We start from the raw sequence: 22,171 nt of genomic DNA on the forward strand, positions 1-22,171 counted from the left end.
AAAATTAGATAAACTGATATTCAGTTAATCGTTGTTCTCCAAATTTAGTTAAAAGTTGTTGTTCAACCGCCCATTTTAAATCTCTACTGGCAGTTGGTGCTGATATATTTTTAAAATGTTGCATATAGTCTTTTCTGCTAAACGTATTCTTGCCTATTTTCGCTGCAAATAAGTGTATTCTATCTTCTGTATGAAGTGTTACGGATTGCGATTGTAAAAGTTCGTTTAATGAAGCTGAAATGATTTCCAACATAAACTCTATAAAAGGTGTTGAATTTCCTTTTTTATCGGATTCGGATAAGGTGTTGTAATAGTCACTTTGCTTTTGCTTAATTAGTGATTCCACAGGTAGAAATTCAAAAACAGGATATTGTTGCATTAGAAGTAAGGTTTGCCACAATCTGCCCATTCTTCCGTTTCCGTCTAAAAAGGGATGGATAAATTCAAACTCATAATGAAACACACAACTTTTGATTAATAGTAAATCGTTGTCTTTTTTCAGATATTCAAAAAGGTCTTTCATTAATCCGTTTACCATTGATCCATTTGGTGCAATATGTTCTACTTTTGAGCCTTTTACAATACCCACATTGGTTGTTCTTAATTTTCCAGCATTGTCAATTAATCCATTCATTAAAATGGTGTGCGCTTTTTCTAAATCTTTTAATTGATAAGGATTGAAAGTATTGAGTTGCTCATAGACCTTAATAGCATTCTGAACTTCTAAAATATCTTTTTGAGGAGCAATGATTCTTTTGTTCTCTAATAAAGCAGTGATTTGTTCTTCGGTCAATGTATTACCCTCGATTTCTAAAGAAGATTGAATGGTTTTAATTCGGTTTTTCTTTCGTAATTCGGTGGCAGGTTTATATAAATGAGTAGCGTTAATTGCTCCTATCTTTTCTGAAATAGAAGCTACTAACGCTAAAATTTTTTCTGTGATATTATAAGGTGGTTTCATCCGTTTTTGATTATTTTTCTAATACTGTCGGATGCAATCTCGCAAACTCGATTTTATTTATGATAGTATCATTTGATAGTATCAAAGATAATAAAAGTTATTTCCCGATACAAAAATTAGCAAAAATATTCCCTAGCAACTCATCATTAGTAACTTCACCAGTAATTTCTCCAAAGAAGAATAACGCTTGTCGAATATCAATAGCCATTAAATCAGAAGATAAACCAGAATCTAAGCCCCATTTTACTTTTTGTACTTCTTCCAACGCTTTTAATAACGAATCGTAATGACGTGTGTTTGTTACAATCGTTTCATTATTACGTAACGCTCCTGTGTTTACAAAAGAGAGTAGGGTGTTTTTTAGTTCGTCGATGCCTGTTTTTTGTTTGGCGGAAAGGGTTATCAGTTTTCTGTTATTGGTTGTCTGTTGTGCGTCATCTATTAATTCGTTAGTGAAATGAGCAATTGCTTCAGGAGCTAATTGATCCACTTTATTTAAAACAATAACTAATGGTTTTAATGGAAATTTATTGCTAATTTTTGCAATTTCAACTTTCACATTTGATAAACTGTCAACCGATAACTGAGAACTGTCAACTAAAAGTAATACTACCTGTGCTTGTTCTATCTTCTCGAAAGTTTTTTGAATACCAATGCTTTCTACTACATCTTTGGTTTCACGAATACCTGCTGTATCTATGAATCGAAAACCAATGCCTTCAATGACTAATTCATCTTCAATAGTATCACGAGTGGTTCCTGCAATGTCTGAAACAATGGCTCTTTCTTCATTCAATAAGGCATTCAATAAAGTCGATTTTCCCACATTGGGTTCACCCACAATAGCAACAGGAATTCCGTTTTTTATTACGTTTCCTACTGCAAAAGAATCAATCAAACGTTTTAATACAAATTCAATACGACTTAATAAATCATTAAAAGCAGATCGATCCGCAAACTCTACATCTTCTTCTGCAAAGTCTAATTCTAACTCTATTAAAGAAGCAAAGTTCAATAGTTCTTCTCTTAGCTTGGCAATTTCATTAGAAAACCCACCACGCATTTGTTGCATCGCTATTTGATGACTCGCCTCGTTATCCGATGCAATCAAATCGGCCACAGCTTCTGCTTGTGATAAATCTAATTTTCCGTTTAAAAAAGCACGTAAGGTAAATTCACCAGCCTGAGCCATTTTTGCGCCTTTACGAAGTAATAACTGAATAATTTGTTGTTGAATAAACGTAGAACCATGACAAGAAATCTCCACTACATTTTCTCCTGTATACGAATTAGGACCTTTAAAAAGGGACATCAAAACTTGATCATAGATTTTATTTTCATCAACAATATGACCTAAATGAATAGTATGTGTTTTTTGTTTGCCAAGGTTTTTCCCTGAAACCGATTGAAATATTTCGGAAGCAATGGCTATCGCATCTTGACCCGATAATCGAATAACAGCAATAGCTCCAGCACCAGATGGAGTAGCAAGGGCAACAATTGTTTCTTGTGGAATCATTTTTATTAAATATGCTGCAAAGATAGGGGTTTTTGATGAATAAGTGAGTAGTGAATAGTCCTTAGTAATTAGCGAAAAATACTTTGTTATAATCCTTTTTATTTATCGAAAGTATGATTTAATCACTACGTACTAAAAGGCTATTTAACAGCTAAAAACGCTTTATTGTTGAATTTCATTTTACTGTTTAAACTCCAGTTGTATTCTAAATAAGAAATAATTGCATTGTCTTTAATTTTTACTTCAGAATACTTATTAATATAGGCAATTATAGATTCATTATTTTTCAAGAAATGTCTAGAAAACCAATCAAATAGTTTCGATAGTTTTACTTCTCTTTTGGTAATATAGTTTTTAGACATATCGTTTACAAATGCTTTAGCAGCAGCGTCTAATTGCATTTCAATGGTATCTCCATAAAAAGGAGTTCTATTGATGTTAGGACAAGAAATGGAAGCACAATTGATGGCAAAATGGATTCTTTCATCAAGTGTTTTACTTATTATTTCTTTTTCAATATAATTTAATGAAATAAATTGGTTATTATAAGGTATAAACCGTAGATCAAATGAACCGACTACATCTTTTATGCTATTTATGGGAAAATTGTCAATGATGAGTTTCATAGAATAGACATTGTATGTATTAATCCAATAGGATAACTTTTGGTTTTTACTCCAATTGTCATATACATCAATTGATTGAAACCTTTTGATGACTTGTTGTAAATCAATTTGGTTCTCATAAATGGCATCATAATCTACATAACCTTCTTCTGAAACATACTTGTTTAAAAAGTCCTCATAAAATTGGTAATTGATGTATTGGCTAAAAGCTACCGATTGGATGGCAAGCATAAGGATGAGTAAGATTCTTTTTTTCATAACATTTTTTTAAATTTTTCTTATTTCAAAACTACCTACTATTGAATAAAAAAAATGTTAGTTTGATGACACTAGCTGATTTTAAGATAATTATAACATTTCAGGGTATGAGAATCGTTGTAAAAATCAAATCACAAAAAATAATCTATCGGAAGCCTTATATTTGCACCTAAATAAATGCTATGGACATGTATACATCAATTATTACAAATAAGGAAATCGAGCTAAAAAAACTAAATCAAGAGCTCAATGTTTTAAGCTTTTTACGGTTTTTGACAATTGGTATTGTTTTATATTCTGGTTATGCACTTTATAATGATTTTGGCTCATTCTATTTGTATCTAGGAGGAATTGCTATTTTCGCTTTTCTTTTTCTATTGCGTTATTATGATAAAAAGTTCCATATAAGAAAGCATATGGAAGCTATAGTTGCTATTAACAAAAATGAATTGGCCTTTTTAGATGATCGAATAAATTCTTTTGACAACGGAATAGAATTCAATAATCCACATCATGAATATGCTTATGATTTGGACATTTTTGGGGAGAATTCGTTATTCCAAAATTTGAATAGAACAAATACTTTCATTGGTAAAAAAACGTTGGCAAATGCATTATTGAATCAGGTTTCTAATGAAGAATTACTTGAAAATCAAGAAGCGATTAAAGAATTGGCTTCTAAAATAACATGGAGACAAGATTTTATGGCTCATGCTAAAATGAGTAATGATTCCGAAAAATACTACAAACAATTAATAGATTGGAGTAAATTTAATAATACAGCTTTGTCTAAAATTGCAGTTTTGTTTTCTTATGTATTACCAACTGTTTTTATTGCATTAGCTTTTGCACACTATTTTAGTAATTCCAATGAATGGTTTCCTTATTTAGTGACTTCTTTTTTAGTAAATGTAGCGTTTGCCTCTAATTTTTTCAAACGAATTAAATTAGAAAACGAATATTCATCAGATATTGATAAAATCGTAAAGCAATATGGATTGATGATTGCTACTCTTGAACAAGAATCGTTTACATCAAAAAAACTAGTCACTTTACAAAATGATTTGAAGACGAATGCTATAAAAGCGAGTGTTTCTTTACAGCAACTATCTCGATTATTTGCTATTTTGGATAGTGTTGCTAATCCTTTAGTATCCATACTTTTAAATGGCTTTTTTTTATATCATGTACATGATTTTAGAGCGCTTTTGCATTGGAAAACAAAACATGTTGGCAATGTTGAAAAATGGTTGGCAGTTATAGGCGAGTTTGAGTTGTTGCAAAGTTTAGCCAATTTCTCATATAACAATCCAGATTTCATTTTTCCAATATTGAATGATACTCATGAAGTTTCTTTTACGAAAATGGCTCATCCCTTATTAAATGTTAAAAGTAGAGTTGCCAATACAATTGATTTCCAACCACAATCCTTCATTATTCTTACAGGCTCAAATATGTCAGGAAAAAGTACTTTTCTTAGAAGCTTAGGTGTGAATATGGTTTTAGCCCGAATAGGTTCGGTTGTTTGTGCTTCTGAAGCAAATATACATCCAATGCCTATTTTAGTTTCTATGCGATTATCTGATTCATTGTCTGATAGTGAATCTTATTTTTATGCAGAAATTAAGCGATTAAAACAGATTATGAATGCTTTAGAAGAGCAGCAATCATTTGTACTTTTAGACGAGATATTAAGAGGAACCAATTCTGATGATAAGCGTTCAGGTACGGTAGATGTAATTAAAAAAATGATTGGTCAAAAAGCAATAGGAGCTATTGCCACTCATGATATAGAAGTGTGTTTAACTGCTGATGAATACCCAAATCAACTAATCAATAAATGTTTCGAAGTAGAAATTAATAAGAACGATTTGCATTTTGATTATATTCTACGTGATGGCATTTGTAAAAATAAAAGTGCTACTTTCTTAATGAAGAAAATAGGCGTTATTTAATACTAAAGTTATCTAAAATAAAAAAGCTACACCAGTCTAAAAGTGTAGCTTTTCAGTCTAACAAAGTAATTAATTAAAAAAGTGAAATTATTGTAAGGCTAAAAATTCTTTAGTTGTAAATTTAACTTGGCTATTTAAACTCCAGTTGTAATTTAAATATTGAATTTCAGCACTATCTTTTATACGAGTATCAGAGTATTTATTGATATAGTCTATTACAGTAGCATTGTTTTTTAAGAAATCTTCTGCAAACCAATCGAATATTTTAGAAAGTCTTACTTCTTTTCTTGAAATATCATTCTTGGTTGTATTATTGATGAAATTTTTAGCAGCAACTTCCAGTTGGTTTTCAATAGTGTCTGCATAAAAAGGAACTCTATTAATATTTGGACATGAAATAGAAGCACAATTAATTGCAAAATGAATACGTTCGTCCAATGTTTTACTTAATATTTGTTTTTCAATATAATTTAGAGAGATATATTGTTTGTTATAAGGTATAAAACGTAAATCAAATGATTGGCTAATATCTTTTATACTATTAATTGGAAAGTTATCTATAATAAGTTTAATAGAATATATATTATACACATTAATCCAATGAGATAATTCCTGATTTTTACTCCAATCGGAATACGTTTTTAGGGATTCAAAACGTTTGATTACGTCTTTTAAATCGGTTTGATTGTCATAAATAGCGTCGTAATCAACATATCCTTCAACGGAAACATATTTTGTTAAAAAATCTTCATAAAATTGATAATTGATATATTGACTAAAAGCAAGTGTTTGTGATAAAAGAAATACGGCTAATAAGATATTTTTTTTCATAATGTTTTAAATTCTTAGATTTATATACACTTACGGAAAAAAAATAGTATTGGTTTTAATTTAAGCTATTAAATAATAACTGTCTTTTTATAAAATAAAAAACCGCAATAACTTTTCAGTTGTATGCGGTTTTTTGGGTTAAGGTTGGTTATAGTATTTTAAATTTAGACTGCTGAACTTAGAATAAATTACTAGTCTAGTTTTTAATTTCAGCTCATAAATTAGTTGCTAAGCATTACAGGCATTACTAACATGGTTACAGTTTCACCATCGTCTAATCCATCAACAGGAGTAAGGATACCTGCTCTGTTTGGCATAGACATTTCTAATTGGATTTCATCACTTGTAAGGTTGTTTAACATTTCTGTTAAGAAACGTGAGTTAAACCCTATTTGCATGTCATCGCCTTGGTAATCACAAGTCAATCTTTCATCTGCTTTATTTGAGTAATCAATATCTTCAGCAGATATATTTAATTCAGTTCCAGCAATTTTTAAACGAATCTGATGTGTAGTTTTATTAGCAAAAATAGCAACACGACGTACAGAGCTTAAAAACTGAACTCTATTGATTAATAATTTATTTGGATTCTCTTTTGGAATTACAGCTTCATAGTTTGGGTATTTTCCATCAATTAAACGACAAGTTAATACATAATTTTCGAATGAGAAAGTTGCATTAGCATCGTTATATTCAATTTTTACTTCAGCATCAGAAGCAGCTAAAATACCTTTTAAAATATTTAAAGGCTTTTTAGGCATAATGAAATCGGCAACTTGCGAAGCTTTTACATCAGCACGAGCATATTTTACTAATTTATGTGCATCGGTAGCAACAAAAATTAAACCTTCCGGAGAAAATTGAAAAAATACACCGCTCATCACTGGTCTTAAATCATCATTACCAGCTGCAAAAATAGTTTTGCTAACGGCTGTTGCTAATACTTCTGCAGGAACAATTGTAGAAGAAGGATCTTCTAAAGCTACTGCTTTAGGAAATTCTTCACCTGGAGCGTAAGCAATTGCGTATTTACCAGAATTAGAACTTATTTCAACCGTATTGTTTTCTTCAACAGTAAAAGTTAAAGGTTGCTCTGGAAATGTTTTTAGAATATCTAATAATAACTTAGCAGGAACTGCCACACTACCTTGACTAGTAGAATCTATTTCTAGACTAGCTGACATAGTAGTTTCTAAATCAGATGCAGAAACAGTTAGCTTGCTGTTATCTAATTCAAATAAAAAGTTATCTAAAATGGGTAACGTATTACTACTATTAATAACACTTCCTAATACTTGAAGTTGTTTTAATAAATATGAACTCGAAACTATGAACTTCATTTTCTTATATTTTAAAACCGTTTGTGATTTTAGTTGCACAAATATATTCTAAATTATTAGCAATCACAAAAACATTTTATTAACATCTATTTATGATATACTCTTTTTCTTAAATAAGTAAATAAAAAACCAAATATAGCTAAAATAACAATTGGTAATCCGACAGTTATCATTTGTGCCCAACTATAATTTTGATATACTTTTTCTTTATCTAATAAAGGTAAATTAACATCTTTACTTCTAATGTTGATAAGTCCAGTGTCATCTAAAAGATAATTTGTACAATTCATTAAGAATTCTTTGTTGCCATATAGATTATTTGTCCATTTATCAAAACCTAACTCAAGAGGTATTCCTTTATCAATTTGATTTTTAATTACATCTCCATCTGAAATAACAATCATTTTATTGGGAGCACTTTCTTTTTTAAAGGATGCATCTTTAAAGGGCAAAACACGATTGGTGTACATAGAATTAAATTGACCTTCTAAAAGAACGGCAACAGGCATCAATCCTTTTCCTGTATATTCTTCAGGTTTTGTTTCTTCTGTGACAATGTCAAGTGAAATTTGTGTTGGTGTTCCAATAGGTCTAGAATATTCTGAACTACTTAGTAGAACTGTTTTTTTTATGGAATTATTTAAGAGTTCAATTGGTGATGCAAACTCAAATTTTATTCCTTCCATATTTTTAACTAAAGGATGATTCGTAGAAGGGTATACAAAAGGAGAAAATTTCCAGAAATATTGTTGGTATTGCGTATTACTTCCTTGTTGCCCACTAGCTAGTTTTATTGGAATGGCTTGTTCGTCTTTTATTAATAAAGGGTTAATACGAATTCCATATTTGAAGAATAATTCGGTTAAGTTTAAATCATTTTGTTGAGCCAAAACACTACCTGTTTCACTATATAAATCTTCATAATTAGCATGAACATTGTCTAGTAACCATAATGTTTTACCTCCATTTATAATATACTGATCTAGTACCTGTTTTTCTTCATCTGTGAAACCTTCAGTTGGTTTTGCTACAATAGCCAAATCATATTTTTCTAAAGCAGTTAATGTTTCTTTTGGTTTTGATGCTACAGAATCTAAAGTAAAAGGAGCTAAAAAATAACTTTCTCTTACAGTTTTCAAAAAATCAGCAATATAAATATCTTGTAACTCACCATTTCCTTTTATAATGGCTATTTTTTTTTGCTTTTCTTTAGTAATTTTATTAAAAGCTTCAGCAAAAGCGAATTCCAAATGTTGCACTGAACTGATTACTTTTTGTTCGGTTGAAGCACCCATTAAGTTTTTAAGTAAGGCTACTTTAGCACCTTTATCTCCGTAACTAGCTACAGCCCATGGGAAAACTACTTCTTGTGTTTGTTTTCCTTTATCATCTACAGTAATGTTTAAAGGTTGTAATCCTCTCTCATGAAATTTCTTCATCACTTCAACTACTTCACTCTCTTTTTCAACTGGATTAACAAATTGGAAAATGATATTAGGATTGTAAGCTGAAAATTCTTCTAGAAGTTGTCGAGTTTCATTTTGCAAACGCTTAAAATCTGGTGGAAAATTTCCTTCTAAGAAAACATCAACCATTAATGGACTATCAATATTTTTGATAATTTCTAAAGAAGTTTCTGATAGAGTATAGCGTTTGTCTTCGGTTAAGTCAAAACGTTTAAAATAATAATTACTGATTACGTTTACAGCAATTAAAATGAGAATTATAATTGCTACTGATTTTATATTTTGTTTTCTTGAAGTTTTCATTATCCTTTCAATCTTTTAAGTTGGTAAACAGTGATGGATAAAAACAAAAGAGTGATGCTTAGAAAGTAAATAACATCTCTTGTGTCAATAACACCACGACTCATACTCTTAAAATGAGAATCCATTCCAAATGAAGTAATTATTCTACTATTTTCCTCAAATAAACTTGCAATTCCTTCAAACCCAAAGTAAAAAATAAAGCAAATAAAAACAGCAACTATAAATGCAATGATTTGATTATCAGTTATGGAAGAGGTGAATATTCCAATTGAAGTATAAGAAGCAACAAGAAAAAGGAGACCGAAATAAGATCCTAATGTGCTTCCCATATCGATATTTCCAGGTGGATTACCAAAGTATGAAATCATCCAGACATAAATGTAAGTAGGTAATAAAGCGATAACTATTAAAAGGAAAGCTCCAAAAAATTTTCCATTTACAATTTCCCAAATCGATAATGGTTTAGTAAAAAGGAGTTCGATAGTTCCTTGTTTTTTTTCATCAGAAAAACTTCTCATAGTAACCGCAGGAATAAGAAATATTAAAATCCAAGGTGCTAATTTAAAAAACGGTCCTAAATCGGCAAAACCTGAATTTAAAATATTGAATTCACCATTAAAAACCCATAAAAATAATCCGTTGAGTATTAAAAATATGGCTATCACTAAATAACCAATAGGTGAACCAAAAAATGATTTTATTTCTCTTAAAAGTAATGCTTTCATATATTTTATAAAATTCAAAAAAGTTTAAAATGGTTTCATCTAATTTAAGATACTCACTATGCAAATGTAGTATATTACTTTAAAAATGAAATAATTTAATAAATTAAAGCCTTGAACAATTTTAAATATCTAAATAAGCGATGCTATTTTATCTACACTCCAAGCTTCTGGCTTATCGCTAAATAGTTTTTTAGTATAATTCCAAACTTCTTTAAAAAGTACAGAATTTCTATAATTTTCTAAATTTTCTTCTGTTTGCCAATAACTATAAGTAAAAAATATTCTAGGATCATTTTTATCTTGATACAATTCTAAAAAAGCATTGCCTTCAAAACCTCTAATTTTTTCCTTTACCTGATTAAAATTAGTCAAAAAAAGATCAATTTTATCCTCTTGAAATCTCATTTTTACAATTCGTACAAACATTTTTTTATTCGTTAAAAGTTATTGTTACTACATCTCTAAACTTTAAACCCAAAAGAGTAGAAGCAGAGCCTACTGTTTTAGGGTTACTTTTATAAATAGCTATTTCTAAATAACCATTTTCATTAAAAAGCGCTAAAGCATTTCCTTCAAAAGTCTTTAAAGAGTATTTATCGATATTTTTAAAATCTGAATAATACCTATGAATACGTTCTAATTTTTTATTATGAAAAGAAATGGTGTATGGGCGTTTAATTGCTACTTCTTCAAATATTTTTTTGGAGATATTGGTCACACAATTTCCAAATTGGTCAATATATATAATACTACCTTTTATGAAACTAGCATCATTAGAAACTATCGGAGTTAATTCATTAACTACTTTTAATTCGTTAATTTCTTTACCAATGACATTTAGCAAACCACCTCTAGTAATGTGAGAGGCCACTGCAACAAATACATTCATAGGTGTTGCTTCTTCTTGTAAGCGATCATGAATAGTTATAGCTACTACTTTTTGAGGTATTTTCTTTTGAATCAGAGAGCTTAAAATACCATTGTCAGCACAAATAAAATATTGATCTTCCCATTGCATAGCAATATGCTGCGTGTTTTGTGTTTTTTCACTATCTACACCAATAATATGAATAGTCCCTTTTGGAAAATTATTATAGGAAGCTGCAATACAGTAACTAGCTTCTAATGTGTTGAATAAATCAATGTCATGGGATATGTCAACTATTGTAGGATTTTCAATAGTAGAAATTAACTTACCTTTTAAAGCACCCACAAAATGATCCTTTAATCCAAAATCGGTAGTAAGAGTAATTATTGACATATTTTTGTTTATAACTTATTCAAGATGCAAGCGGTGTTTTTCTTAAATTTGAGGTTATAGTTTACTTCCTATTTTAAAAAATAAAATAAAAATGAGATTCTATAAATTTTATAAAAAAAACAATAACTATCTTAAATAGTTTACAAAGCTAGCATAATTTTAGTACAACAAAAATAATTTAAAAAGAAAGCCTTTGAACGAGAGAAACATTGAATTAGTAGAGATTACTCCAAAAGATTTTTGGGGTGCTCAAGATGTTCATTTAGAAGCCATTAAAAAATATTATCCGAAATTGAAATTTGTGGCCAGAGGAACAACTCTTAAAGTATATGGTGAAGAAGAAATTTTAGAAGAATTTGAAAACAAATTTAAAAGATTAATGCTTCATTTCACGCGCTATAACAATATTGATGAAAATGTTGTTTCAAGAGTTCTTGAAAGTGATGCACAAGAAACACAATATATGCATGATAGAGACAAAATACTTGTGCATGGTGTAAGCGGTAAGTTAATTAAAGCGATGACACCTAATCAGCAGAAGTTGGTTGAGACTATTATGAAAAACGATATGGTTTTTGCAATTGGTCCAGCTGGAACTGGAAAAACCTATACAGGAGTTGCTATGGCTGTTAAAGCATTAAAAGAAAAACAAGTAAAACGAATTATTTTAACGAGACCTGCTGTAGAAGCTGGTGAAAATTTAGGTTTTCTTCCAGGTGATATGAAAGAAAAGTTGGATCCTTATATGCAACCTTTATATGATGCTTTGAGAGATATGATTCCTTCTGAAAAATTAGAAGATTATATTTTAAAAGGTATTATCCAAATTGCACCATTAGCTTTTATGCGTGGAAGGACTTTAGATAATGCTTTTGTTATACTAGATGAAGCTCAAAACACTACACATAGTCAAATGAAAATGTTTTTAACTCGAATGGGGAAAAATGCTAAATTCATGATAACAGGAGATCCTGGTCAAGTAGATTTACCTAGAAGAACTATTTCTGGACTAAAAGAAGCTATCTTAATTTTGAAAGATGTTGAAGGTATAGGCGTAATTTATTTAGACGATAAAGACATTGTAAGGCATAAATTAGTAAAAAAAGTAATTGATGCTTATAAAAGTATAGAAAATCACGATTAAATTTTATTATTCCTGTCTTAAAAGTCAATTATTCAGTTAATTGGCTTTTTTTGTTATGACTAATTTTTTAAAATCATAGTTTTTTTAATGATTTTGAATTATTTATTAACACGAAAACGTTTTCGTTAATGAATTCTTATTTTTACAATGTAATTATTGTGATTTTTACATTAATTTAGGTGTAAAATTAAATAAATACTAAAACATGAAACAAATTAGTCAATTAAGAATTATGGCATCTTGTTTAATTTTTTCATTCATTTCTTGTGATAAGGATGAAACTATTAATGAAAATCAAGAGACGTCAAGAGATTTTAAAACAATTCAAGTAACAAATCATGACGGTCATCCATTTAATACAGGTGATGATAAAGCTAATTTAAGCAGTAAATATGTCGCAAATGCTGGTGGTGGAGTTATGATGCAAGGATTTTATTGGGACGTTCCAGCAGGTGGAACATGGTGGAATGTAGTTAAAGGTAAAGTAACTGCTTGGGGAAATGCTGGTATAGATGCTGTGTGGTTGCCACCTGCTTCTAAAGCACAAAATGGGCCATTCTCAATGGGTTATGATCCAACAGATTATTATGATTTTGGAGATTATAATCAAAATGGAACTACAGAAACAAGATTTGGTTCTAAAAGTGAATTAACTAGTTTAATTACCACTGCTCACGAACAAAATATGAAAGTATATGCAGATATAGTTATCAATCATAATAGTGGTGGACAATCGGAGTACAATCCTTTCACAGGTTCTAATACATACACTAAGTTTAATGTAGCTTCTGGTAAATTCAATCGTACTTACAATGATTTCTATAAAAATTCTTATGGAAATAATGATGAAGGAAGTTTTGGTGGCTTTCCAGATTTGTGTCATGCAAATCCTTATGTGCAAGATTGGTTGTGGGGAAGATCTGATGCTGTTGGGAAATATTATAAAAATACTATGAAATTTGACGGATGGAGATTTGATTATGTAAAAGGTTTTGGTCCTTGGGTTGTAAACCAATGGAATGCTAATGTAGGTGGTTTTTCTGTTGGTGAATATTGGGATGGAAATGCAGCTACTTTAGAATGGTGGTGTGATAATGCAAATAGTTCAGCTTTTGATTTTGCTTGTTATTACAAAATGGATGAAGCCTTTGATGGTAATGATTTGACAAAATTAAGTTCTGGTGATATGCTTTGGAAAAGAAGACCTTTTAGAGCAGTAACATTTGTTTCAAATCATGATACTGATCAAATTTGGAAAAAAACATTAGCTTATGCATATATCTTAACTCATGAAGGGTATCCAACAATTTTTTACAGAGATTACGAAGAATGGTTAGATAAAAACAAACTAAATAATTTAATTTGGATTCATAATAATAAAGCAACAGGTAATACGTCTATTTTATATGCAGATAATGACGAATATTTGGCTAGAAGAAACGGTTATAATGGGAATCCTGGTTTAGTAGTGTATTTGAATAACTCCGATTCATGGCAAGAAAGATGGATTCAAACGAATTGGTCAAATACAACTATAAAAGATTATACTGGGAATTCTTCTTGGCAACCTACAACTCAAGGTGATAAATGGGTTAAAATACAATGCCCACCTAATAGTTATTCTATTTGGTCTACTTTATAATTTTTATTTATTGAGTTATAATTTGATTAGATGCTGTGCGAAATGTACAGCATCTTTTTTTGTTATTGTCTTTTAAATAAACTTTATTTGCAATGCTAAAAAAATAAAAATTGAAAAACATACTCATTACTGGAGCATCTGGTGGATTAGGAAAATTAACTTCAAAATACTTTGCTGAAAACGGATGGAATGTTATAGCTACTATGATTGATATTAATTTAGCGGATGGTTTTATAGACTATCCAAATATAAAATGCTATGAATTAGATGTCACTTCTTCAGCAAGTATTGAAATAGCAAAACAAAATATTTTAAAAGAGTTTAAGACAATTGATGTAATCATTAATAATGCAGGACTAGGATACAGAAGTTTTGTGGAACTTTCAGAAGATTCAAAGATTGATACTATAGTTGATGTTAATTTAATTGGTGTTATTAAAGTTTGTAGGGCTTTTATTCCTGTTTTTAGAGAACAAAATAAAGGAATGTTTATAAATATCTCGTCAGTAGCAGGTTTAGTAAACTTACCTTTAGGAAACTTTTATCATGCTACAAAAAGAGCGGTTGAAAGTTTTTCTGAATGTATGTCTTATGAATTACTTGATTTTAATGTTGGTGTTTGTACGGTTCAATTTGGTAATGCTCCAACAGACTTTCAAAAAAATGTAACCAAATGTGAGGATACAAAAATCACGTCATATGAGGATATGATGTGTACTATAAATTGTATTCTAAAAAAGAAAACATCTAAAAATAAAGACTTAACAATAAAAATAGTTACTAAATTATTTAATATTGCAAGTAATCCTAAGAAAAGTTTCAGAAGATATACAATTGGTTTTGATGCTAATTTTATGCGCTATTTGAGAAAAATTTTAGGATATCGATTGTTTAATAAAGTAATCAAAAGAATGGTTTTGAAAAAATAAAGAATATACTCATGAAACATTTTTTTAAATATGAGAAAGGATTTGTTAATATTGATGCTGAAAATCTTTACCTAACTCAATCAGGCAATTGGTCAGAAACGGATTCGCTTTCAGAGAAATCTAAAAAATCGAAAAGTCAGAATACTAAAAAGAAAATTAAAACATACAGTTTTTATGCTATGTTACTTTCTTTTTCTTTGTTGTTGTTTTTTAACCTTAATAATGGTAAGAATGGTAAAATGATGTTACCAATAGGTATTATATTATTGTTTTTATCAGCATATTATTATATAAGAGCTGCTTCAGGTAGCCAATATAAAATTCCCTTTTCTAAAATTACTAAAATGGAACATTCATTCAATAGTTTAAAAATACATTTTAAAAATTTTGATGATAAAGAGGATTTTGAAAGATTAGATGCTATTGATAAAAAAGGAATTCAAATTTTGAAAGATTTAAAATTAATTAAATAATTGTTGTACAGTGTTTTATATTTAGTTTACTTTTTATATGTTGAATTTTTTTTTATTACTAAACCCATTGAATGCTACTTAATAGCTTTCTTTTTTCTTTTAATTATGTAAATTATTACGAAAATGATGTAATTCATTTGGTAAATGGTTTACCGAGATTTGTATCATAATATTTAAAGAAAAAGAAACATGAAAAAATTAGTTTTATTTATCGGTTTATTAGGATTAAGTCCAATATTTGCACAAGAAACAGAAATAGATATCACACCAGACAATTCTTGGTTGAAAGCAGGATTAACTGCGGGTATTCCAGTTGGAGATGCAAGTGATGTCTCTTCATTTAATTTAGGTGTTGATTTAAGAGGACAATATTTGTTTAATCCAAATCTTGCTATTGGTGTAGCTTCTGGTTATAGTCATTATTTTGCAAAAGAGAATTTTGAAGATTTTGGAATGATTCCAGTAGCAGGATTCCTTCGTTACTACTTTACACCTAATGGTTTGTTTTTTGGCTCTGACTTAGGTTATAGCTTTTTAACTAATGTAGAAAATAATGATGGTGGTTTATATTTAAATCCACAAATAGGATATCATAATAGAGATTGGAATATTTATGCTTTCTATCAAAATATATTTGCAGAAAATGATGTTGATTTGCAATCTGTTGGAGTAGGAGTTACCTATAATATCCGTTTTAAATAATAGAGTTAATAGATTTAAATAAAAGAAGGGGAAAAGTAATTTTTTCCTTTTTTTATTTTTGATATTGTTTGGCATTGGTAAACAAATTACATTTGCATTTCAACAACACAACATTAAATGAATACAATTACAACTACTAATTTCAATTTTCCTAACCAAAAATCAGTTTACCACGGAAAAGTAAGAGAAGTTTATAATATTAATGATGAGCTTCTTGTAATGATTGCAACTGATAGACTCTCTGCTTTTGATGTAGTTATGCCAAAAGGAATTCCTTACAAAGGGCAAATTTTAAATCAAATTGCAACAAGATTTATGCAATTGACAGAAGATATTGTTCCTAATTGGTTAATTGCAACACCAGATCCAAATGTAGCGATAGGTCATTTATGCCAACCTTTTAAAGTAGAAATGGTTATTAGAGGCTATCTATCTGGTCATGCAGCTAGAGAATATGCACTTGGTAAGAGAATACTTTGTGGGGTAACTTTACCTGAAGGCTTAAAAGAAAATGATAAATTTATAGAACCAATAATAACTCCAACGACAAAAGCTGATATTGGAGTGCATGATGAAGATATTTCTAGAGAAGCCATTTTAGCCAATGGTATTGTTACTGAAGAAGATTATTTAGTATTGGAAAAATATACTAGAGCATTATTTCAAAGAGGTACAGAAATTGCAGCTTCTAGAGGTTTAATTTTGGTAGATACTAAATATGAATTTGGAAAAACAAAAGATGGGAAAATCGTTTTGATTGATGAAATTCATACCCCAGATTCTTCTCGTTATTTTTACTCAGAAGGTTATCAAGATAGACAAAATAATAATGAAGCTCAAAAACAATTATCTAAAGAATTTGTTCGTCAATGGTTAATTGCTAATGGTTTTCAAGGCAAAGAAGGACAGCAAATACCTAAAATGACAGAAGAATATATAAAGTCAGTTTCTGAGAGATATATTGAATTGTATGAAAATATTTTAGGAGAAAAGTTTATAAAAGCTGATATAACGGATATTCAAAAGCGTATTGAGGAAAATGTGTTAAACTATTTGAATAAATAACAATACATATTTTGTATACTTTATTAACCACGATTTACGTGGTTTTTTTGTTTTTGTTTTTTAAATTATTAAAACTGAAAATGTTAAAGAAATGTTATTTATTAAAAATTCAGTAACTAAAAGTATTTTCAAGCGTCTACTAAATATAAATCATCAATCATTAAAAATTATTTATCATGAAAAAATCAATCAGTTTTTTTAGTTTAGCTTTAGTAATGTTAGGAAATGTTGCAGTAGCTTCAAATTTAGTAAACGATCCATCTGTAATTTCATACACTTATGAATCATCAGATGTAAATCCTTTGTGTTTAGCAATTAGTAAAGGAGATATCGACAAGGTTAAAGAAATAATAGCTTACGGAGTAGATGTTAATGATACAACTATTAGAGGCACGACCCCTTTAATGTATGCAGCTATTTATAATCAAGTTGAAATAGTAGAATTATTACTTGATAAAGGAGCAGATTTAGAAAAAGAAGACAAAACAGGACATACAGCTTTAGATCATGCAAAACTTAATAAATCAGATTTAGTGATTCAAGTACTAAAAGAAGCTAAAAAAAGAAAATAAGAAGTACTTATTTTAACAAAAAGAGACTATTGCAAGAAAGTAATAGTCTCTTTTTTGTTTTATAATACTTTTTCAATAGAAAAATTAGTTGATAAAGAAGTTCCAGTTGAACCTGTATTATGAGATTTTAATTTAGCATCTCTATTTGTGTTGGCTTCATAATCAGTAAAAATTCTAAAACCATATGAATGACTTTGAAGTAGTTGTAAATAATTTGTAATACCATAACTTTCATTTCTACCAGAACCTAAACCTGAATTATTGTTGTCTCTATGTTTAAAAGTTCTTCTAAGTACCCATTTGTTTGCAGTAAAATCCCATAAACCAATGAGGATATCTAAATCATTTGAACTATTGGTATAATTACCAATATCAAAATCCATAGATATTTTATAATAACCATCAATGCTTGGGGAATATCTGCCTGTGGTAGTATTGTATTCATTTAAAACATCAAGAAGTTCATTTGATAGAACAATATCCTTAAAAGTAAAATCTAGGTTTAATGATAAATCGGAGGATAAAAAGCCTACAAATTTAATTCCTGGAGCAGTAACATTATTTAAACTTGTTACTAAAGTTCCATCAGCTGTTACCGATACAGGATTTGTAGTTCCTGAATTATTTGAAAGCCCTCTTATTCTTACATCACCATTAACATCAAGTTCTTTCGTTGGATTAGTTGTGCCTATACCTACTTGTGAAAAAATTAAAAATGGGAAAACTAAAAGTAATAATACTATTTTTTTTGGATTCATAATTAAGTATTTGGTTAATAAAACTGAAAAGCAAATTGTTGATTTTCAATTCAGCAATGCAAATCTTAAAATTAAATCTTAATGAAACACAAACAAATCGATAACTAACAAATAAAAACGGCAAAACATCATTTTTAGTTAATTAAATGTAAAAAAAATAGCCGTTAAACGGCTATTTTTTATTTAAAGTAAGAAAAATCATGATTATTTTCTATTTTTAATAATGATTCGTAAATCAGTTTAATAACATTTTCTACATCATCTCTATGAACCATTTCAACTGTTGTATGCATATAACGAAGCGGTAAAGAAATTAATGCAGAAGCTACACCACCATTGCTGTATGCAAAAGCATCAGTATCTGTACCAGTAACTCTAGATGAAGCATGTCTTTGAAAAGGAATCTTATTTTCAGTTGCAGTATCAACTATCATTTCACGCAAATTGTTCTGTGTAGCAGGTGCATAAGCAATAACAGGTCCTTTGCCCATTTTTAAATCACCTTCAATTTTTTTGTCTATCATAGGAGTAGTAGTATCATGACAAACATCTGTAACAATTGCAACGTTTGGTTTTAGTGTTTGTGTTATCATTTCTGCACCTCTCAAACCTATCTCTTCTTGAACAGAGTTTACTATGTATAATCCAAAAGGTAGTTCCTTTTTATTTTCTTTTAATAATCGCGCTACTTCAGCAATCATAAATCCTCCCATTCGATTGTCAATTGCTCTACATATAAATTTATTTTCATTTAAGATTTCAAAAGTATCAGGATAAGTAATTACACATCCTACGTGAACACCAAGTTTTTCAACCTCTTCTTTGGTTTCACAACCACAATCTATAAAAATATTGTCAATTCTTGCAGGCTCTTCTTTTGATTTATTTCTAGTGTGTATAGCCGGCCAACCAAAAACACCTTTAACAATTCCTTTTTTGGTATGTATGTGTACACGCTTAGAAGGAGCAATCATATGATCACTACCGCCATTCCTTATTACATATATAAGACCATCATCGGTAATGTAGTTGACATACCATGAAATTTCATCACTGTGACCTTCAATTACGACCTTAAATGGAGCGTCTGGATTTATAACACCCACAGCTGTACCATAAATATCTGTTATAAAAGTATCAACATATGGTTTTAAATAATCCATCCATATTTTCTGCCCTTCAGATTCATAACCAGTTGGAGAAGCATTATTCAAATAATTTTCTAAAAAAGTCATAGAAGACTTTCCTAATATCGATTTTGAACTCATAAAATTTATTTTTTTGCTAAATTATAAAAATGCATCAAGACTTATCTATTATTTATTTATTTTTGATTATAATTTTAAACTATGAAAAATTATATCATCCATATTTTCTGCCCTTCAGATTCGTAATTGGAAAACAGGCCTCTTGCCCGGATTAAAAACTTTAGCTTTGCCCCTACCGCAGAGACAGAAGCGATAACCGTAAATTATCCCGTTGAGTTTGTTCCTTCGTAATTCTTACAACAGCTAACAGAGATCTAAAACTAGATCTTTAGGTGGTGGAGCAATAACCTTCCCCTGAAGCCAATCCATGGGGTCCATATCGTCGGGAAAACCATCCAGAGAGCTACGCCTTCAACCAGGGTTGTATTGCTTCATAATATAGAAGTGCATTTTAAAAACATCACTTAGAATCAACAGTGGTGACGCATCACCACTCCGAATAGTCTTCGGTTTTAAGAAGCTCAACGCCAACCAGCATATCGGTTTGGTCAAAATAGTCCTTTAACTCTTGATTAATTATTACCAATGTGGGGTCACTATATAGCCTGAAAATTTTTGCTCCATTAGTTTTTGACTCGTCAATTGCCAAGGACTGAATCTCAAAATCGCTCTCATCAATATCAGAGGGGGATCGCTTAATTTTGCTTTTCTCCATATCAATGCAGTCAATACGGCCGATAATGTTAGCGAGAAAATAGCCATCTTCAGTAGAGTCGGTATTTTGATCCCTAATTCGCACTGGAAAATAGGCAATATTGTCTACCCCCAGATGCGTTAATGCCTCCTTTAACTGGCGATGATACAACGTTAAAAATCCATCAATGATATGCCCACGATAGTCGCCACTTTCCAATGATAAATCTAATACCAAATTCTCAGCGGGTGCTGGCATTATTTTACCTTGAATCCATTCTAACGGATCCATACTATCAGGCACTCCATCCAGCGATCGAGCTCCATCAATTAAGGTATCTTGTATCATAATATAAAAGCTCATATTCTTCTCCAGCACCTCTATTCTTTACTTAAAGAATTTTTTACAATTTTCTTCGGAAGCCCCTCACCAGTTGGAGAAGCATTATTCAAATAATTTTCTAAAAAAGTCATAGAAGACTTTCCTAATATCGATTTCGAACTCATAAAATTTATTTTTTTGCTAAATTATAAAAATGCATCAAGACTTATCTATTATTTATTTATTTTTGATTATAATTTTAAACTATGAAAAATTCTATTATCTATATTTTCTTATTTTTTGGTATTTCTGTGAAAGCTCAAGTTCAAGATACGCTAAGAGTCACTGCTCAAGATTCAGCAGTTCTATATTCTATAGAATTAAATGAGATAGTAGTTTCAAAAAATAATGTTGTAGGATTAGATGATGAAAAGAAAAAATTATTGATATTAAAAAGAAGAGTATATAAAACTTATCCATATGCAAAATTAACATCAGAAAAATTATTGCAATTAAATGCAACAATGAATAAACTCAAAACTAAAAAGGAAAAGAAAAAATATTTTAAAATAGTAGAAAAATATTTGCAAGAAGAATTTGAGCCAAGATTAAAGAAGCTTTCTAGAAAAGATGGTCAAATTTTGGTTAAACTTATTAATAGACAAACAGGAGAAACAACTTTTGATTTAATCAAACAATATAAGAGTGGGTGGAAAGCTTTTTGGTCAAATAATACTGCAAAGTTATTTGATATTAATATTAAAGAGGAATACAAACCTTATGATAGATTGGAAGATTTTCATATTGAAAGTATATTAGTTACTGCTTTTCGTCAAGGACATCTTGTAAATCAAGAACCAGCTAAGTCTATAGATCTAAATCAACTTGCTGCTACTTGGAGAGAGAATATAAAAAAAATGAAAGAAGAACGACTTTCTAAAGAGGTTAATTAAGAGTACTTATATAGGTATAGATATTTTAAATAATTATTAGCAGATATATATAGTTATAAAAGACAATTATTCCTGCTTTTCGTTCTATCTTTTTATTTTATTCTAAAATAAAAAGGATGCCACTACAATCAGGGCTAATCTAGGCGTTAGTTATTTTAGTAGATAAATAAAGTACTCCTTATATATAGTATGTATCAATTTTCACACAGTATATTCTTTCATCTTTGCTCTTTCATCTTTTTTCTTTCTCTGTAAGTTATTCAAAATCAAACAGAAGAAAAAAAGATTAAAAAATAGTTATAAAAAGGTTAGGATTGTAACAAAAAGGTATTAGTTTTGCACCCGCAATGAAGCAGAGTTCTTATTACATTTTGAAAATATAACACGAGTTATAAGGCTGACAAAAAAAGAAAAATTTTTTTTCAAAAAAAGCTTGTCAGTTTCAAAAAAAGAATTACTTTTGCA

At 29.5% G+C, this 22,171-nt stretch carries 22 protein-coding genes; 9 read left to right on the plus strand and 13 right to left on the minus strand.

Annotation, left to right across the window (positions count from 1 at the left end; genetic code table 11):
• Positions 1–4: 4 nt before the first annotated feature.
• The 3 genes from FIA58_RS04795 to FIA58_RS04805 form a co-directional block, all read right to left on the minus strand.
• Positions 5–961, minus strand: coding sequence for a Fic family protein (locus tag FIA58_RS04795; RefSeq protein WP_140960607.1), 957 nt, complete (start codon positions 959–961; stop codon positions 5–7).
• Between the two features lie 97 nt (positions 962–1,058).
• Positions 1,059–2,480, minus strand: a complete 1,422-nt coding sequence (mnmE, locus tag FIA58_RS04800; protein ID WP_140960609.1) for a tRNA uridine-5-carboxymethylaminomethyl(34) synthesis GTPase MnmE — start codon at positions 2,478–2,480, stop codon at positions 1,059–1,061.
• A 140-nt stretch (positions 2,481–2,620) separates the two neighbouring features.
• Positions 2,621–3,364 (minus strand): DUF547 domain-containing protein, encoded by a 744-nt coding sequence (locus tag FIA58_RS04805; protein ID WP_140960611.1) that lies wholly within the window; start codon positions 3,362–3,364, stop codon positions 2,621–2,623.
• A gap of 182 nt (positions 3,365–3,546) precedes the next feature.
• On the opposite strand from FIA58_RS04805, the gene FIA58_RS04810 reads away from it, so the two are divergent.
• Positions 3,547–5,319: a MutS-related protein gene (locus FIA58_RS04810; protein ID WP_140960613.1), complete on the plus strand. Its 1,773-nt coding sequence runs from the start codon at positions 3,547–3,549 to the stop codon at positions 5,317–5,319.
• Between the two features lie 87 nt (positions 5,320–5,406).
• Here the strand turns inward: FIA58_RS04810 and FIA58_RS04815 are convergent, their stop codons facing one another.
• From FIA58_RS04815 to FIA58_RS04840, 6 genes are all read right to left on the minus strand, one after another.
• A complete protein-coding gene (locus tag FIA58_RS04815) occupies positions 5,407–6,150 on the minus strand; it encodes a DUF547 domain-containing protein (RefSeq protein WP_140960615.1) in 744 nt (247 codons plus the stop codon).
• Positions 6,151–6,371: 221 nt separating this feature from the next.
• On the minus strand, positions 6,372–7,490 hold the full coding sequence (gene dnaN / locus FIA58_RS04820; protein ID WP_140960617.1) for a DNA polymerase III subunit beta: 1,119 nt from the start codon (positions 7,488–7,490) through the stop codon (positions 6,372–6,374).
• Positions 7,491–7,576: 86 nt separating this feature from the next.
• Positions 7,577–9,259, minus strand: coding sequence for a gliding motility-associated ABC transporter substrate-binding protein GldG (gldG, locus tag FIA58_RS04825; RefSeq protein ID WP_140960619.1), 1,683 nt, complete (start codon positions 9,257–9,259; stop codon positions 7,577–7,579).
• Positions 9,259–9,984, minus strand: coding sequence for a gliding motility-associated ABC transporter permease subunit GldF (gene gldF, locus FIA58_RS04830; RefSeq protein WP_140960621.1), 726 nt, complete (start codon positions 9,982–9,984; stop codon positions 9,259–9,261). The genes gldG and gldF overlap by 1 nt, the downstream gene beginning before the upstream one ends.
• Before the next feature lie 129 nt (positions 9,985–10,113).
• Positions 10,114–10,410: a putative quinol monooxygenase gene (locus FIA58_RS04835; RefSeq protein ID WP_140960624.1), complete on the minus strand. Its 297-nt coding sequence runs from the start codon at positions 10,408–10,410 to the stop codon at positions 10,114–10,116.
• A 4-nt stretch (positions 10,411–10,414) separates the two neighbouring features.
• On the minus strand, positions 10,415–11,245 hold the full coding sequence (locus tag FIA58_RS04840; protein WP_140960626.1) for an SAM hydrolase/SAM-dependent halogenase family protein: 831 nt from the start codon (positions 11,243–11,245) through the stop codon (positions 10,415–10,417).
• Positions 11,246–11,438: 193 nt separating this feature from the next.
• Between FIA58_RS04840 and FIA58_RS04845 the strand changes: the two genes are divergently transcribed.
• The 7 genes from FIA58_RS04845 (at position 11,439) to FIA58_RS04875 (ending at position 17,772) form a co-directional block, all read left to right on the plus strand.
• Positions 11,439–12,389 carry a PhoH family protein gene (locus FIA58_RS04845; RefSeq protein WP_140960628.1) on the plus strand — a complete coding sequence of 317 codons (951 nt, stop codon included), beginning with the start codon at positions 11,439–11,441 and terminating at the stop codon, positions 12,387–12,389.
• Between the two features lie 205 nt (positions 12,390–12,594).
• Positions 12,595–14,031 carry an alpha-amylase gene (locus FIA58_RS04850; RefSeq protein ID WP_140960630.1) on the plus strand — a complete coding sequence of 479 codons (1,437 nt, stop codon included), beginning with the start codon at positions 12,595–12,597 and terminating at the stop codon, positions 14,029–14,031.
• A gap of 110 nt (positions 14,032–14,141) precedes the next feature.
• Complete coding sequence (locus FIA58_RS04855) at positions 14,142–14,960, plus strand: SDR family NAD(P)-dependent oxidoreductase (protein ID WP_140960632.1); 819 nt, start codon at positions 14,142–14,144, stop codon at positions 14,958–14,960.
• Positions 14,961–14,971: 11 nt separating this feature from the next.
• A complete protein-coding gene (locus FIA58_RS04860) occupies positions 14,972–15,433 on the plus strand; it encodes a hypothetical protein (RefSeq protein WP_140960635.1) in 462 nt (153 codons plus the stop codon).
• 189 nt (positions 15,434–15,622) lie between these two features.
• Complete coding sequence (locus FIA58_RS04865; RefSeq protein WP_140960637.1) at positions 15,623–16,135, plus strand: hypothetical protein; 513 nt, start codon at positions 15,623–15,625, stop codon at positions 16,133–16,135.
• A 117-nt stretch (positions 16,136–16,252) separates the two neighbouring features.
• On the plus strand, positions 16,253–17,200 hold the full coding sequence (locus tag FIA58_RS04870) for a phosphoribosylaminoimidazolesuccinocarboxamide synthase (protein WP_140960639.1): 948 nt from the start codon (positions 16,253–16,255) through the stop codon (positions 17,198–17,200).
• Between the two features lie 176 nt (positions 17,201–17,376).
• Positions 17,377–17,772 (plus strand): ankyrin repeat domain-containing protein, encoded by a 396-nt coding sequence (locus FIA58_RS04875; protein ID WP_140960641.1) that lies wholly within the window; start codon positions 17,377–17,379, stop codon positions 17,770–17,772.
• Positions 17,773–17,831: 59 nt separating this feature from the next.
• Here the strand turns inward: FIA58_RS04875 and FIA58_RS04880 are convergent, their stop codons facing one another.
• From FIA58_RS04880 to FIA58_RS21620, 4 genes are all read right to left on the minus strand, one after another.
• Positions 17,832–18,530, minus strand: a complete 699-nt coding sequence (locus FIA58_RS04880) for a hypothetical protein (RefSeq protein WP_140960643.1) — start codon at positions 18,528–18,530, stop codon at positions 17,832–17,834.
• Between the two features lie 179 nt (positions 18,531–18,709).
• Positions 18,710–19,798, minus strand: a complete 1,089-nt coding sequence (locus FIA58_RS04885) for a M42 family metallopeptidase (RefSeq protein ID WP_140960645.1) — start codon at positions 19,796–19,798, stop codon at positions 18,710–18,712.
• A 427-nt stretch (positions 19,799–20,225) separates the two neighbouring features.
• Entirely contained in the window at positions 20,226–20,780 is a 555-nt protein-coding gene (locus tag FIA58_RS04890) for an imm11 family protein (protein ID WP_140960647.1), read from the minus strand.
• Between the two features lie 32 nt (positions 20,781–20,812).
• Positions 20,813–20,938, minus strand: a complete 126-nt coding sequence (locus FIA58_RS21620) for a hypothetical protein (RefSeq protein ID WP_262887657.1) — start codon at positions 20,936–20,938, stop codon at positions 20,813–20,815.
• An 81-nt stretch (positions 20,939–21,019) separates the two neighbouring features.
• Here FIA58_RS21620 and FIA58_RS04895 point away from each other — a divergent pair, with 81 nt between their 5' ends.
• The gene (locus tag FIA58_RS04895) at positions 21,020–21,706 is read left to right on the plus strand and encodes a DUF4294 domain-containing protein (RefSeq protein WP_140960649.1); all 687 of its coding nucleotides are present in this window, start codon (positions 21,020–21,022) and stop codon (positions 21,704–21,706) included.
• Positions 21,707–22,171: the final 465 nt, after the last annotated feature.

The sequence above is a fragment of the Flavobacterium jejuense genome, from assembly GCF_006491595.2.
GTDB classification, from domain to species: domain Bacteria; phylum Bacteroidota; class Bacteroidia; order Flavobacteriales; family Flavobacteriaceae; genus Flavobacterium; species Flavobacterium jejuense.